Consider the following 13,625-nt stretch of genomic DNA (forward strand, 5'->3'; position numbering starts at 1 on the left):
GTCATAACGCGGTCGAATATCCGTGCACGGAGCGCCAAGGATTGTCAGCGATTCGCCCGGTCTGAGCGGCTAGGGGATCTCCATCCGGACCTCCGTGCCCTCCGCGAGCGAGCGGCTGACCGTGCAGTACTTCTCGTGCACCCGCTCCGCCACGGCGCGGAAGACCTCGTCGGCCTCCTTGGCGGGCAGTTCGACGTCGTAGGTCACGGTCACCGGGCCCAGCCGGTTGGACTCGACCTTGTCCGCGCCCACCGTCATCGCGAGCCGGACGAGCCGGTGGCCGCGCTTGGCCGTCAGCGGCTCCACGGTCACGATGTTGCACCCGCCCACGGCGGCCAGCAGCAGCTCCACCGGTGTGAAGACACCGTCCTCCGCGTTGCTGCCCAGGCGCACCTCCGCGCCACGGTCGTTCGTCGCCCGAAATCCGCCGTCGTCGGTCCGCTCCACACGCACGTTAGCCATGTTTTAGACCTTACTCAGACAGCTCTCATGTTCGGCGCGCATGGTTCGATACATGGCTAGCGAGGCGAGATCCAAGGGTCCGGTTCTCTTCTGGTGCGGTGTCGCGGTCGCCGAGTTCGGCGCCGTCCAGCCCGGCTACGGCCAGGCGTGGCAGCCCGCCGCCTACGCCGGCGCGGCGCTGCTGGTCGCGCTCGGCCTGATCGTCGTCAGGTCCGCCGACCGCCTGCGGTCCGCGCGGGCCGGGCGACGCCTGCGGCTCGCCGCCTATCTGGCGGGCACGCTGCTCGTCGCGTACCACCTCAGCGCGGCCTCCCCCTCGCCGGTGACCCTCACCGCCCTGCTGGTGTACGGCGTGGCGTCGGTGATGGCGGTCTGGAGCAACGGCGGCGCCGCCGGGACCAGGGGCACGCTGCTCATCGCCACCGACCTGGACGCGGGGACGTTGCGCACCCTGCTGGCCGACCGTGCCGAGCGCGGCCAGAGCACCGTCGCGGTCTACCGCACCGAGCGGATCACCGACGAGCTGCGCGAGCTTCAGGACAGGTACGGCCTGGTGCTGGTCGTCGGTCAGGAGCACGACCCCAGGGCCAAGGAGCGGCTGAGCGCCTCCGGGCTGAGGCGCGAGGTGCCCGACATCGCCGACCGCGAGGTGGTGCTGGCCGGCCCACGCCACTTCACCAGGTACGTACGCGGCGCCCTGTCCCGGCTGGCCGTGCCCGGCACGCAGGTCAGGACGGCGAGCGTCCGGCTCAGGCAGCGGGCCTGACCGAACGGGCCCGGCCGTACGGCTAGGCGTCGGGGTGCTTGCGGAGATAGTCGAGATAGACCGGCCGCAGTGCCTCGCCCAGGTCTCCCTCACCGGCGGCGATGGCGTCGCTGAGCAGCGCCGAGACGCGGCTGAGGTCGGCGGTCGTCTCCCTGCCCGTCGCGGCCTCGGCCGCCGGGATCACCTTCAGCAGGTTCCACAGGAACCCGAGATCCCCGTGGTGCACGGCGTAGCGCACGGCGCGATCGTGCAGTTCGCTCGCCGACAGCGACTCGAGACCAGTGGCGTCCATCTCGCTCCTCTCCCTCCCGACCGACCTATCCCGCGAGAGCCGTCCGAAACACGGGCCCACTCCAGGACAACGCAAAGTGATCGGCCGGCACGTAGGGTCGGAGTGCCTGTCACCGTGGGAGGATCATCCAGCGTGAGATTCATCATCAGAACCCTGGCGGCGGCTGCCGCTCTCTGGGTCGCCATCCAGCTTCTCGACGGCATCGACATCACCACGAAGGCCTACTCCCCCGAATACTGGGGGACGCTGCTGATCGTGACGTTGATCTTCGGCCTCGTCAACGCCATCGTCCGGCCCATCGTCAAAGCCCTGGGCTGTGCGCTCATCGTGCTCACCCTGGGGCTGTTCCTGCTGGTCATCAACGCGGGCATGCTGCTGCTGACCAGCTGGATCTCCGGGCAGTTCGACATCCCGTTCCACGTCGACGACTTCTGGCCCAGCGCCGTCCTGGGCGCGATCATCATCAGCGTGGTCAGCTGGCTGCTCAGCCTGTTCATCCCCGACGGCGACTGACACCCCCGTGGACATCGGCGGCGCCGGGCTGACCTGCTCACGGGTGCACGCGGTCGCCCACGGCCAGGCCCGGGTCACGATCTCCGGCACGGACCGGGCCCGCGCCGCATGGGCCGCCGCCCAGCGGCTCACCGGTGTCGTGTACGGGCGCGGCACCGGAGTGGGCGCCAACAAGGGCGTCCCGGTCGAGCAGGGCGGGCGGGCCCTGCTGCGCAGCCACGCGTGCGGCGCCGGGCCGCTGGTCGAGCCCGAACGGGCCAGGGCGATGCTGGTCGTGCGGCTCAACCAGCTCCTGGCAGGCGGCTCGGGCGTCGACCCCGGCGTGCTGCCGGTGCTGGCGCAGGCCATCAACGACGGCTTCACCCCGCCGGTGCACAGTTACGGCGCCATCGGCACCGGCGACCTGACCGCCCTGGCCACCACCGGCCTGTGCCTGCTCGGCGAGCTCGACTGGCACCATCACCCCACCACCGGCACCTCCCCGCCCGTCCCCGCTCACGGCACCACTTCCCCTCCCCGATACGCGCTGGGGGACGGCGATGCGCTGCCGTTCATCAGCTCGGGTGCCGCCACGCTGGGCGACGCGGCGCTCGCCTGCCACCGGCTGCGCCTGCTGCTCGAAGCGGCCGTCGACGGGGCCGCGCGCTCCTTCACCGCCGTGGACGCCTCGGCCGAGCCGCTGGCGGCGGCCGTGCAGGAGGCGCGCCCCCATCCCGGGCAGGCGGTCGTGGCCGCCCGGCTGCGCGCCCTGCTCCCCCGAGGCCCGAGCCCCCGCGTCCAGGATCCGTACGGTTACCGCGCCTTCGCCCAGGTGCACGGGGCCGCCATGGACGCGCTGGACCGCGCCGAGACGGTGATCGAGACAGACCTCAACTCGGCGTCGGAGAACCCGCTCATCGCCGGCTCGCTCGCCTGGCACAACGGCAACTTCCACGCCGCCCCCGTGGCCCTGGCCCTGGACACGCTGCGCGCCGCGCTCGTCCAGGTGGCGCAGCTCAGCACGGCCCGCCTGGCGACGCTGATGAACCCCGAGTTCACCGGCCTGCTGCCGTTCCTCGCCGACCGGCCCGGCGGCTCAGGGGCGCTCATCCTGGAGTACGTGGCCCAGGACGCCCTGGCGGAGCTGCGCCACCTCGCCACCCCGGTCACCACGGGCACGGCGGTCATCTCCCTGGGCGCGGAAGATCACGCGGGCTTCGCCACTCAGGCGGCCCGCCACGCCCTGCGCTGCGTGGAGCCGCTGGAGGTCGTCCTGGCCTGCGAGCACACCGCCGCCGCCCGCGCCCTGCACGGCCCGAAACCAGACACCCCCCTCACCACCGACCTGGAAACAGCCCGCCAGGCCCTGCACGGCCGCTAAAGGCCTGTCAGGTCGGCGACGGAGCTGCGTTGGCGGAGGGTGGGCTGCTGGACGACCCGGCGGCGGCGGGCGCCTCCGTCGGCGGCGGCGGCCATCAGGCGGACGGCCGCCCGGACGATGCCGTCGATGTTCCAGTCGACGGTGGACAGGCCCGGTGTGAGCAGGCCGGACATGGGGTGGGCGTCGTAGCCCATGACCGAGATGTCGCCGGGGATGGACAGCCCCAGCTCGCCGGCGGCGGCGTAGACGCCGTAGGCGATCGAGTCGGCGAAGCAGAAGACGGCGCTCGGCCGGTCCTCGGCGAGCAGGTCGTGGGCCGCCTGGGTGGCGGCGGCCAGGCCGTGCTGGGCGGTGGCGACCCGGAGGTCCAGGCCGAGCCGCTCGCCCTCGGCCGTGACGTGCACGTCGGCCGGGCGGTCGGGAGTGCTGGCGCGGGTGGAGGTGAGGACGCCGATGCGGCGGTGGCCGAGCGCCCGCAGGTGCTCCAGGGCGAGGGTGACGCCGCGCCGGTTGTCGAAGATGACCTCACCGGCGGTGCCGGCCAGGGAGTCGCCGATCGCGACCACCGGCAGCGACTCGCACAGCTGGGCCCAGAAGGGCGCGGCGGGGTCGATCGGCTGCACGATCATGCCGTCGACGCGCTGGTCGCGGAGCTGCTGGGCGAGGGCCCGCTCGCGGGCGGGGTCGCCGACGGCGTCGAGGATGAGCGCGTAGCGGTCCTTCTCCCGCAGGCCACGGCTGATGCCGACGGCGAGCGACTGCTGCCAGAGGTCCTCCAGCGAGCCGCAGAGCAGCCCGATCATGCCGGTGCGGCCGCTGGCCAGGGCCCTGGCGATGGGGTCGGCTTCGTAACCCAGCTCGGCGGCCGCCGCGCGGACCCGCTCCATCGTCTCCTCGGAGACCTGCAGACCACGCAGCGCGTAGGAGACGGCGGCCGGTGACAGGCCGGTCGCCTGGGCCACTTCCCGGATCGTCGCTCTCTTGCGAGCCATTCCGCAACCCTATTCGCTGACACCGACAGCCAGGGCGGGTGAAGTGCGAGGACGGCCACTTGATGCACGACGTTGACAATCCTCCTTGTGAAGCGGTTCACTGAACCGTATCAGTGAACCGGTTCACCCGACCGATTCCAGGACCGAAGGGTTTACCTATAAAGTAGGTAGGAAATAGGGGAAGGCGTGATCATGAGCATCGACGTGCACCAGCACCTGTGGACCGGCGCGTTCGTCGACGCCCTGCGCCGCCGCACCTCCCCGCCCCGCCTCGACGGCTGGACGCTGCTCCTCGACGGCGAACCTCCCTACCAGGTCGACCCCGCGGTCCACGAGCACCGCGACACCACGGGCCTGGAGCTGGCGCTGGTCTCCCTCTCCAGCCCGCTCGGCATCGAGTCGCTGCCGCCCGGCGAGGCCTGGCCGCTGATCGACGCCTACCACGACGGCGCGCTGGCGCTGCCCGAGCCGTTCGGCGCCTGGGCCGCCACCTGCCACAGCGAGCCCGACCCCGAACGGCTCGCCAAGGACCTGGACCGGGGCTTCGCCGGGCTGCAGCAGCCCGCGACGGCGGCGTTCGACGACCGGCTGCTGGAGGTGCTCACCGACCGGGACCTGCCGCTGTTCGTGCATCCCGGCCCGTGCGCCACGCCCCCGGGCGCGCCGCCCTGGTGGCCTGCCGTGGTCCCGTACGTCCAGCAGTTGCACCAGGCGTGGCACCACTTCCACGTCGCCGTCAGGCCCAGGCACCCGCGACTGCGCGTCTGCTTCGCCCTGCTGGCCGGCCTGGCCCCGCTGCACTCCGAGCGGCTCATGTCCAGGGGCGGCGGCGGCCGGGGCGAGGTCGATCCCGGCTGTTACGTGGAGACCTCCTCCTACGGCCCGCGGGCGATCGACGCCATCGTCCGCGAGCTCGGCGTCGACGTGGTCGTCAACGGCTCCGACGCCCCTTATGCCACCGCCCCCGACCCCGGCCTCGGCCGGGCCGCCGCCCATGCCATCCGCGTCACCAACCCACGTCGCCTACTCGGCAGGAAGGAGACTCGTCAGTGAACGAGCAGCACGGCAGCCAGGATGGGAGCCCCGCACTCCCCGAACGCACGCTCGACCGGCGTGAGCTGCGCGCGCTGGTGAACCGTCTGGCGGCCGACCCCGCCCGATGGCAGGACCAGGTGGACTTCCCCGCGGACGGGGGCAGGCACTACGCCTCCCTCCACCGGGACGCCTACATCGACGTGTGGCTGCTGTGCTGGCGGCCCGAGGACGACACCGGCTGGCACGACCACGACCTGTCCTCCGGCGCCGTGCACGTCGTACGCGGGGCGCTGCTGGAGAGCAACCCGCGCATCGGCGGCGAACACCTGGAGACCGTGGTCAGCGAGGGACAGTCGTTCTCCTTCGGCCCCGACCACATCCACCGGCTCACCGGCGCGGTGGAGCACAGCGTCTCCATCCACGCCTACTCACCGCCGCTGTGGCGGCTCGGCCAGTACTCCATCGACGACACCGGCGTCATGCGCCGCGTCTCGGTGAGCTACGCCGACGAGCTGAGGCCCATGGACGGCGCCGCCAGCGCCGCCAGCGCTGCCACAGCGACGCTCACGGAGCCGGGGAGCGCCGTGGCCTGAGCACGCAGCAGCTTCCGCAGGCCTCCGCGTCCGGCAGGGTGACCCACAGGCAGCAGGTCCTGCGGAAGTAGGCGTCGTCGGCGGGCTCGATCAGCCCGTCGACGGGCTTGCCGACCTGCTGGAGCAGCGCCATGTAGTCGCCCGGCATGATCTGGGTCAGGGGGTGCGCGAACGCCTCGGCGGTCGAGCCCCACAGGGTCCGCTCCCCCACCTTGGCCATCCCGCTGAGCACCTTGATCAGCGGCGCCTGCGCCTCGGCGAGCACCTCCCCGATCGCCTTCGCGCCGGAGGCCCACGTGACGTCCGTGGCCGCGATCGTCACCCCGGCCTCCGACTGCTTGAACCAGGTGTCGGCCAGCCGCATGACCGGGATGCGCCCGTCCAGCGCCCAGCCGAGCGCCAGCGGCATCGTGTGCCAGTAAGAGAAGGTCTTCCACAGCAGCGCCGCGCCGACGTGCCGTGGCGCGTTCCAGCGGGTGGCGGTCACGTCCACCAGCTCTCCGAGCAGTGTGTACGGCTCCCGCACGAGCTCCGAAACGGGTGTCCAGCTGTCGTCCGGGTCGATGACCAGCTTCGGCTCGACACCGAGGACACCACCGCGCTCGGCGGCCAAACGCTCGAGCAGCTCGGTCAGCACGCCGTGTTCCTCCATCTACAGGTAAGGCTTACCTAAGGTAGCAGGGCGCCCGGCGAACCAGCCAGCGACCGTCTGCACCCCCACCACGACCACCCCGAACGCCAGCGGCGCCCACCATCCGCCGGACACCTCCCGCAGCAGCCCGAACAGCACCGGCCCCAGCGCGGCGAGCAGATAACCCACCGACTGGGCCATCGCGGACAGTGCCGTGACCAGGCCCGGATTCGCCGGGCGCAGCGCGATGATCAGCAACGCCAGCGCGAACGAGGCCCCCTGCCCGATCCCCAGCACGATCATCCACAGCCACGGCAGCGTGGCCGGAGCCAGCAGCACGCCCAGGTAGCCCGCGGCGGTCAGCACCGACGAGAGGTACACGTACGACACCTGCGAGCGTCGCCGGCCCGCCAGGATCGGCACCACGAGCGTGGCGCCCACCTGGACGACGGTGGTCACGCTCAGCAGATAGCCGGCCTGCTCTGCCGGGATGCCCGCCTCCAGGAAGATCGTCGGCAGCCAGGCGAGCATGACGTAGAAGGTGAACGACTGAAGGCCCATGAACGCGGTCACGTACCAGGTCACCCTGCTGCGCAGCAGCAGGCCGAACGCGCTGGGCCCGTCGCGCGGCGGGCTGGTGTGCCGGCGGAACGCCTGCGGCAGCCAGAGCAGCGCGGCGGCCAGCGCGGGCACGGCCAGCAGCGCCGAGACGCCCCGCCAGTCGAGCCCGGTGAGCCGCTCCATCGGGATGAGCGCGCCCGACGCGATGGCGGCCCCGCCCACGATGGCTGAGACGTAGACGCCGGTCATCAGGTTCACCCGGGCCGGGAAGTGCTGCTTGACCACGCCGGGCATGATGACGTTCATCACCGCGATGGCCGTGGCCGCGACCGCCGCGCCCGCGTACAGCATGAGTGGCCCGTCCAGGCTGCGCAGTGCGATGCCGGCGGCGAGCACGAGCAGCCCGAGCAGCAGGGTGCGGTCCAGCCCGATCCGCCTGGCCAGGAGCGGGGCGAGCGGCCCGAACACCCCCAGGCAGACGATCATGACGGTGGTGATGGCGCCGCCGGCCCCGGGCGTGAGACCGACGTCTCTCATGATCTCATCGAGCAGCGGCGAGAGGCCCGCGATCGCCGGGCGCAGGTTGAGTGCGGCCAGCACGAAACCGGCCATGAGCAGTGCGGATCTCCACGCCATAGCGACTTACTCTGGCACAGGCCCTTGACAACGTTGTCTGCGGTGGGCGGGTAAGGAAGGATCCAGGAGTGAGACCGACGATGAAGGACGTCGCCTCGGCGGCGGGCGTGGCGCTCAAGACGGTGTCCCGGGTGGTGAACGGCGAGCCGGGCGTCCACCCCGGCACCGCCGAACGCGTGCGCGAGGCCATCCAACTGCTCGGCTACAGCCGCAACGAGAGTGCCAGCGTGCTGCGCAGAGGCCGGACCGCGACCGTCGGGCTGGTCATCGAGGACTCCGCCGACCCGTTCTACGCCGTGCTGAGCCGCGCGGTCGAGGACATCACCACCGGGTACGGCTGCCTGCTGCTGAGCGGCTCGTCCAGCGAGGATCCCGCCCGGGAGCGCGAGCTGGTGGGGGCCTTCTGCGCCCGGCGGGTGGGCGGGCTGATCGTGGTGCCGGCCGGCGCCGACCACTCCTACCTGCGGCCCGAGCTCGAAGCCGGCACGCCGGCGGTGTTCGTGGACCGGCCGCCGGGGCCCGGCCTGGACGTCGACACCGTGCTCACCGACAACGCCGGCGGGGCGGGCATGGCGGCCCGCCACCTGCTCGCGCACGGGCACACCCGGATCGCCTTCCTCGGCGACGAGCCGTCCATCTTCACCGCCGCCCGGCGGCTGCACGGCTTCCGCACCGCCATGGGGCACCTGTTCGACGAGCGCCTCGTCGCCATGCGGACGCCGTCGCCGGCGGGCGTACGCGCCGACGTCGAGCACATGCTGGCCCTCGACGCGCCGCCCACCGCGCTGTTCACCGGCAACGGCAGGCTCACCGTGACGGTGCTGCGGGCGCTGGCCGGGCGGCTGCCGGCGCTGGTCGGGTTCGACGACTTCGAGCTGGCGGACCTGCTCGTGCCCGGCGTGACGGTGGTGGCCCAGGATCCGGCGGAGATGGGCCGGGTGGCGGCCGAGCTGCTGTTCCGCCGCATGCACGGTGACACCGGACCGTCGGAGCACCCGCTGCTCCCGGTGCGCCTGATCCCCCGGGGCTCGGGCGAGCTGCCGGTCTGAGGGGCCCCTGGGAGAGCTATCCGGCCGAGGGGACGTTGGACGGCGGGGCAGGGGTCGGCAGGGCCTCGGGGCGCAGGGCTCTGGACAGGGCGAGCGCCATCAGGATGGCCGCGCCGCCCGCGGCGACGATCGCGAGCCGCGGGGAGAACAGCTCGCCGAGTACGCCCACCAGCGCCGCCCCGATGGCCTGCCCGGTCATCAGGCCGGTGGACAGCAGGCCGAACGCCTGTCCGCGCACCTCCTCCGGCACCGCGTCCACGAAGCGCCGCTGCAGCCCGAGCTGGTAGGCCAGCCCCGCCGCCGCCGTGGCCGCGAGCACCGCGGCCCAGCCGACACCGGGGGCGGCCAGGAAGCCCAGCCACGGGATCCCGAGCAGCGCCGCCAGCGGCAACGACAGCCGTTCGCGCAGCGCCGGGGCCGCGAACCTGCCGACGGCGAACTCACCGACCGCCATCCCGCACGCGGCCGCCGCGAGCACGACCCCCGCCTGCCCCTGGCCGCCCAGGTAGGGCACGATCATCGCCTCCGCTCCGGCCAGGCACAGCGGCGGCAGCCAGGAGGCGAGCAGCAGCCCGCGCACCCGCCGATCGGCCAGCAACAGCCGATTCACCCGCAACGTGGTCCGCACCGCCCCTTCCCCGCCCACCTCGCTCGCACGGGCCCCGCTCGCTCGTCCCTGGCGGGCGGGCCGGTACGGGAGGCCGTACCGGAGGAGGACCGCACCGAACGCCGACAGCCCCGCGGTCACCGCCAGGGCGCCGTGCGGGCCGGCGACAGCCAGGAAGGCGCCGCCGACGGCCAGGCCGGCGACCTGAGCGCCGGCCGAGGTGACGCCCAGGAGCGAGCGGCCCAGCACGAACGCGTCCCCCGGCAGCACGTCGGGCAGCAGCGCGCTGCGCGCGGCGCCGAACACCGGCGAGAACAGCCCGGTGACCAGCACCAGCGCCAGCATCGCCCAGACCGGCAGCCCGGCGAAGGCGAGCAGCAGGCACACCACCATCCTGACCAGCTCGCCCACGATCATGACGGCCCGGGGCGGCAGCCGGTCGGCCAGCGACAGCAGGAACATCCCGCCGGCGATGTAGGGCAGCCAGCCGGCCATGTAGGCGGCGGCCGACAGTCCGGGCGACCCCGTCTGGGCGTACACCAGCACCGACAGCGCCAGCATCTTGATGGAGTCGCCGGAGACGAGCAGCGCGAAGCTGCCGAACAGCACCCGGAACTCCCGGACGGCGAACACCTCACCGTAGGTGGCGCCGCGCTCTGTGGACACGATTCTCCTCACGTCGGTGGAAGGGACGCATCCGATGCTGCGGGCGACAGGCGCCGCCGGGCGAAGCTTTCGGATATAACCGAAAGGTGGTGTTCAGGATCGAGGTCACCCCGCAGGACGTGGCGGCCAGCAGGTTCGCCATCTCCCCGCTGATCGAGACCATGCACGCGCAGTGGGTGCTGGAGGGCCGGACCGCGGCCGGCGTGCACCGGCGGTGGGTGGAGCGCCGGCGCGGGCCGTACGAAGAGCTGGCGCGCGGGCACCCCGCGCTGCGCGCGACCGCGGCGATCTCCGGCAACATGGGCAGTGCGAACGTGGACTTCATCGCGCCTCCGCCGTCGGGGACGAGCGTGCCGTTCGAGGTGGAGCTGGCCGCGATGCGCGCGACCCCGCTCGCCGTGGCGCACCGGGAGATCTCGGCGGTGCTGGCGGCCAGGCCTCCCGTGCCCGCCGAGGTCAGGGAGCTGCTGTTCGGGCCGGACGTGGTGCGGCTGATCGCCGACGCCTTCGAAGCACTCTGGACGCGGATCCTCGCCGAGAGCTGGCCGCGCTTCCACGCGATCCTGGAGCGCGACGTGGTGCAGCGTGCCGGGCGGCTGGTCACCGCCGGCTGGGGAGCGGCGCTCGACGATCTCAGCTCGCAGGTCCGCTGGCATGAGGACGGGCACATCGCGATCATGATGGGCCGGCGTGACGAGAGGCACCGCCTCGGCGGCAAAGGGCTGCTCTTCCTGCCGTCGGTGTTCACCGCCAGTGTCGGCGCCTACCTGGAGGAGGCGTGGCCGTACGCGCTGCTCTATCCGGCGCGCGGCATCGCCGCGGAGCCGCCGGGGGCCGGCGCGGGGCTGGCCACGCTCCTCGGGCGCTCGCGCGCCCGCGTCCTCACCGAGCTGGCCACCCCCGCCACCACCACGCACCTGGCCGCGCTGCTCGGCCAGAGCCTCGGCGGCACCGGCGGCCACGTGGCGGCGCTGCGCGGCGCTGGCCTGATCAGCGGCACCCGCACCGGACGCAGCGTGCTGTACGCGCGCACCCCGCTGGGCGACGCCCTGGTGGCCGGCTCCCTCGCGTGACCGATCGGCGGCGAAGATGCGGCCAGGGTCGGCGGCAAGGACGATGTACGAAATCGCTACCCTTCACTCGGAGAGCACGAAGGTATAGTCGTTGCGCATCCGTTCAGCACAATCGTTCATAGCCAGGGAGCGCGCGCATGAATGCCGCTGACATCACCCAGGAAGCCCGCTTCCCCCAGGAGCTGATGTACGCGGCGGCGTCGCAGTACTACCTCCAGGACGCCACCCAGGCCGACATCGCCAAACGGCTCGGCGTGAGCAGGGCGACCGTGAGCAGGCTGCTGACCGAGGCCCGCAGGCAGGGCATCGTCGAGATCCGGGTGCACCGGCCCGCCGCGCTGGCCGAGGGCCCGCTGGCCGGCGAGGTCGCCGACGCCCTGTCGCTGAAGCGCGTCTACCTGGTGCCCAAGGTCAGCGGCCCGGCGCTGGGCCCGCTGCTCGCCCCGGGCCTGGCCAAGGCGCTGGCCGGGGCGGGGCTGGAGTCGGGCGACGTGGTGCTGGTGTCGTCGGGCAGCACGGTGTACGAGTGCGCGCGCGAGGGGCTCGGCCACTTCCCCGGCGTGACGATCGCGCCGGCCGTGGGCGGGCAGCAGGATCCGCAGCCCTGGTTCCAGACCAACGAGGCCACCCGGCTGCTGGCCGAGCGGCTCGGCGGCGTGCCCAGCTACCTCTACGCGCCCGCGCTGCCGGGGCCCGAGCTGTTCTACTCGCTGCAGCACGAGCCGTCGGTGCGCCGGGTGATGGACCTGTGGGCGCAGGCCAAGTGCGCGATCGTGGGCGTCGGCTCGCCGCCGCTGATGCGGCAGGTGGTGCCCGCGTTCGTGCCGCGCGACGCGCCGAGCCTGCGCCAGGCCGTGGGCGACGTGTGCTCCCGCTTCTACGACCGCGACGGTGAGCCGGTGGGCTATCCGGGCAGCGAGCGCCTGGTCGCGACCGGACTGGAGGAGCTGCGGCGGATCCCGTGCTCCATCGCCGTGGCGGTCGGGGCGGAGAAGGTCCTGTCGATCATCGCCGGGGCCAAGGGCGGCTACTTCAACCATCTCGTCACCGACGCGCTGACGGCCGAGAGCCTCCTCGTGGCGGCCCGCTGAGCAACCCCCTTCGGGTTGACTCGGGACCATCTCCATGCCAACAGTGTGAACATCCGTGCTGGACAAATGTTCCGCCATCGCGCTAGCGTGAAGTGCATCACAGGACGTGACCTGCTGTGAAGGGGCGTCCCGGGTCGCACTCGGGGGAACGCGACGCAATGGATCGTCCGCGAGGACGAAGCGAGTGAGGAAAGATCCCGTGAACAGAACCAAGATGCGGACCTCCGCGTTCGCCGCAGTGGCGGTCCTGGCGACCTCGGCGCTGGCCGCATGCGGCTCCGACTCCACCGGCGGTGACGCCGCCGCGCCCACCGGCAGCGGCGCGGCCGTGGAGAACGCCAAGGTGGCCTTCCTCATGCCCGACCTCGCCTCGACCAGGTACGAGCTGCAGGACAAGCCGCTCTTCGAGGCCAAGATGAAGCAGCTCTGCCCGAGCTGCTCGGTCATCTACCAGAACGCCGACTCCGACGCCGCCAAGCAGCAGCAGCAGGCGAACTCCGCGCTCGCGCAGGGCGTCAAGGCCATCGTGATCGACCCGGTCGACTCCGCGGCGGCGGCCACCATCGTGCAGACCGCGCAGGCGCAGCAGGTCCCGGTGATCGCCTACGACCGGCCCATCCCCGCCAAGCCGGCCGACTACTACATCTCCTTCGACAACGAGAAGATCGGCGCGATGATCGGCCAGTCGCTCGTCGACCACCTCAAGGAGGAGAAGGCCGAGGGCGGCCTCCTCCAGGTGAACGGCTCGCCGACGGACGCCGCGGCCGGCCTGATCAAGAAGGGCATCCACAGCGCGATCGACCCCAGCGGCTTCAAGCTGCTGGCCGAGTACGACACCCCCGACTGGGAGCCGGCCAAGGCGCAGTCCTGGGTCAGCGGCCAGATCACCCAGTTCGGCGACGACATCGTGGGCGTGGTCGCGGCCAACGACGGCACCGGCGGCGGCACGATCTCCGCCTTCAAGGCCGCGGGCAAGAAGGTGCCGCCGGTCACCGGCAACGACGCCGAGGTGGCCGCCGCCCAGCGCATCATCAAGGGCGACCAGTACAACACCATCTCCAAGCCGATCAAGATCGTGGCCGAGGCCGCGGCCGACGTCGCCTACCAGTTCATGCAGGGCCAGAAGCCCGCGGGCAAGGACACGCTCTTCGACACCCCGTCGGAGCTGTTCGTCCCCACGGTGGTGACCACGGAGAACATCAAGGAAGTGCTGTTCGACAGCGGCATCATGAAGGCCGCCGACGTCTGCACCGCCGAGTACGCCGACGGCTGCGCCGAGCTCGGCATCAAGTAGGGGG

General features: G+C 72.3%; 15 protein-coding genes. 9 read left to right on the forward strand and 6 right to left on the reverse strand.

All coding sequences use genetic code 11. The features are described 5' to 3' along the window. Window positions 1-69: 69 nt before the first annotated feature. Entirely contained in the window at window positions 70-462 is a 393-nt protein-coding gene (locus tag ACIBQX_RS15610) for an OsmC family protein (protein WP_397004797.1), read from the reverse strand. A 52-nt stretch (window positions 463-514) separates the two neighbouring features. Here ACIBQX_RS15610 and ACIBQX_RS15615 point away from each other — a divergent pair, with 52 nt between their 5' ends. Beyond that, complete coding sequence (locus ACIBQX_RS15615) at window positions 515-1,228, forward strand: hypothetical protein (protein ID WP_397004799.1); 714 nt, start codon at window positions 515-517, stop codon at window positions 1,226-1,228. 22 nt (window positions 1,229-1,250) lie between these two features. On the opposite strand, the gene ACIBQX_RS15620 is transcribed toward ACIBQX_RS15615, so the two are convergent. Continuing rightward, entirely contained in the window at window positions 1,251-1,520 is a 270-nt protein-coding gene (locus ACIBQX_RS15620) for a hypothetical protein (protein WP_397004801.1), read from the reverse strand. Between the two features lie 132 nt (window positions 1,521-1,652). Between ACIBQX_RS15620 and ACIBQX_RS15625 the strand changes: the two genes are divergently transcribed. Both ACIBQX_RS15625 and ACIBQX_RS15630 read left to right on the forward strand, forming a co-directional pair. Next, entirely contained in the window at window positions 1,653-2,033 is a 381-nt protein-coding gene (locus tag ACIBQX_RS15625; RefSeq protein WP_397004803.1) for a phage holin family protein, read from the forward strand. A gap of 7 nt (window positions 2,034-2,040) precedes the next feature. Next, window positions 2,041-3,393, forward strand: a complete 1,353-nt coding sequence (locus ACIBQX_RS15630) for an aromatic amino acid ammonia-lyase (protein WP_397004805.1) — start codon at window positions 2,041-2,043, stop codon at window positions 3,391-3,393. On the opposite strand, the gene ACIBQX_RS15635 is transcribed toward ACIBQX_RS15630, so the two are convergent. Then, entirely contained in the window at window positions 3,390-4,385 is a 996-nt protein-coding gene (locus ACIBQX_RS15635) for a LacI family DNA-binding transcriptional regulator (RefSeq protein ID WP_397004807.1), read from the reverse strand. The genes ACIBQX_RS15630 and ACIBQX_RS15635 overlap by 4 nt on opposite strands. 192 nt (window positions 4,386-4,577) lie before the next feature. Between ACIBQX_RS15635 and ACIBQX_RS15640 the strand changes: the two genes are divergently transcribed. Together ACIBQX_RS15640 and ACIBQX_RS15645 are read left to right on the forward strand one after the other, a co-directional pair. Further along, complete coding sequence (locus tag ACIBQX_RS15640) at window positions 4,578-5,438, forward strand: amidohydrolase family protein (RefSeq protein ID WP_397004809.1); 861 nt, start codon at window positions 4,578-4,580, stop codon at window positions 5,436-5,438. Beyond that, entirely contained in the window at window positions 5,435-6,013 is a 579-nt protein-coding gene (locus ACIBQX_RS15645; protein ID WP_397004811.1) for a cysteine dioxygenase, read from the forward strand. The genes ACIBQX_RS15640 and ACIBQX_RS15645 overlap by 4 nt, the downstream gene beginning before the upstream one ends. On the opposite strand, the gene ACIBQX_RS15650 is transcribed toward ACIBQX_RS15645, so the two are convergent. Beyond that, entirely contained in the window at window positions 5,985-6,665 is a 681-nt protein-coding gene (locus ACIBQX_RS15650) for a hypothetical protein (protein ID WP_397004813.1), read from the reverse strand. The two genes, ACIBQX_RS15645 and ACIBQX_RS15650, sit on opposite strands and share 29 nt — an antisense overlap. Next, a complete protein-coding gene (locus ACIBQX_RS15655; protein WP_397004815.1) occupies window positions 6,666-7,841 on the reverse strand; it encodes a CynX/NimT family MFS transporter in 1,176 nt (391 codons plus the stop codon). Between the two features lie 68 nt (window positions 7,842-7,909). Here ACIBQX_RS15655 and ACIBQX_RS15660 point away from each other — a divergent pair, with 68 nt between their 5' ends. Further along, window positions 7,910-8,890 carry a LacI family DNA-binding transcriptional regulator gene (locus tag ACIBQX_RS15660; RefSeq protein WP_397004817.1) on the forward strand — a complete coding sequence of 327 codons (981 nt, stop codon included), beginning with the start codon at window positions 7,910-7,912 and terminating at the stop codon, window positions 8,888-8,890. A 16-nt stretch (window positions 8,891-8,906) separates the two neighbouring features. On the opposite strand, the gene ACIBQX_RS15665 is transcribed toward ACIBQX_RS15660, so the two are convergent. Next, the gene (locus ACIBQX_RS15665; protein WP_397004819.1) at window positions 8,907-10,163 is read right to left on the reverse strand and encodes an MFS transporter; all 1,257 of its coding nucleotides are present in this window, start codon (window positions 10,161-10,163) and stop codon (window positions 8,907-8,909) included. Between the two features lie 86 nt (window positions 10,164-10,249). Here ACIBQX_RS15665 and ACIBQX_RS15670 point away from each other — a divergent pair, with 86 nt between their 5' ends. The 3 genes from ACIBQX_RS15670 (at window position 10,250) to ACIBQX_RS15680 (ending at window position 13,621) form a co-directional block, all read left to right on the forward strand. Further along, on the forward strand, window positions 10,250-11,236 hold the full coding sequence (locus tag ACIBQX_RS15670) for a DUF5937 family protein (RefSeq protein WP_397004821.1): 987 nt from the start codon (window positions 10,250-10,252) through the stop codon (window positions 11,234-11,236). A 137-nt stretch (window positions 11,237-11,373) separates the two neighbouring features. Then, window positions 11,374-12,327 (forward strand): sugar-binding transcriptional regulator, encoded by a 954-nt coding sequence (locus ACIBQX_RS15675; protein ID WP_397004823.1) that lies wholly within the window; start codon window positions 11,374-11,376, stop codon window positions 12,325-12,327. 199 nt (window positions 12,328-12,526) lie between these two features. Then, window positions 12,527-13,621: a sugar ABC transporter substrate-binding protein gene (locus ACIBQX_RS15680; protein ID WP_397004825.1), complete on the forward strand. Its 1,095-nt coding sequence runs from the start codon at window positions 12,527-12,529 to the stop codon at window positions 13,619-13,621. Window positions 13,622-13,625 lie beyond the last annotated feature (4 nt).

Source organism: Nonomuraea sp. NPDC049714, assembly GCF_044465295.1.
In the GTDB taxonomy this organism is placed as follows: Bacteria; Actinomycetota; Actinomycetes; order Streptosporangiales; family Streptosporangiaceae; genus Nonomuraea.

Coding starts and splice junctions, on each gene's coding strand:
- ACIBQX_RS15610 (WP_397004797.1), bottom strand. CDS start 462: ATGGCTAACGTGCGTGTGGAGCGGACCGACGACGGCGGATTTCGGGCG.
- ACIBQX_RS15615 (WP_397004799.1), top strand. CDS start 515: ATGGCTAGCGAGGCGAGATCCAAGGGTCCGGTTCTCTTCTGGTGCGGT.
- ACIBQX_RS15620 (WP_397004801.1), bottom strand. CDS start 1,520: ATGGACGCCACTGGTCTCGAGTCGCTGTCGGCGAGCGAACTGCACGAT.
- ACIBQX_RS15635 (WP_397004807.1), bottom strand. CDS start 4,385: ATGGCTCGCAAGAGAGCGACGATCCGGGAAGTGGCCCAGGCGACCGGC.
- ACIBQX_RS15640 (WP_397004809.1), top strand. CDS start 4,578: ATGAGCATCGACGTGCACCAGCACCTGTGGACCGGCGCGTTCGTCGAC.
- ACIBQX_RS15650 (WP_397004813.1), bottom strand. CDS start 6,665: ATGGAGGAACACGGCGTGCTGACCGAGCTGCTCGAGCGTTTGGCCGCC.
- ACIBQX_RS15655 (WP_397004815.1), bottom strand. CDS start 7,841: ATGGCGTGGAGATCCGCACTGCTCATGGCCGGTTTCGTGCTGGCCGCA.
- ACIBQX_RS15675 (WP_397004823.1), top strand. CDS start 11,374: ATGAATGCCGCTGACATCACCCAGGAAGCCCGCTTCCCCCAGGAGCTG.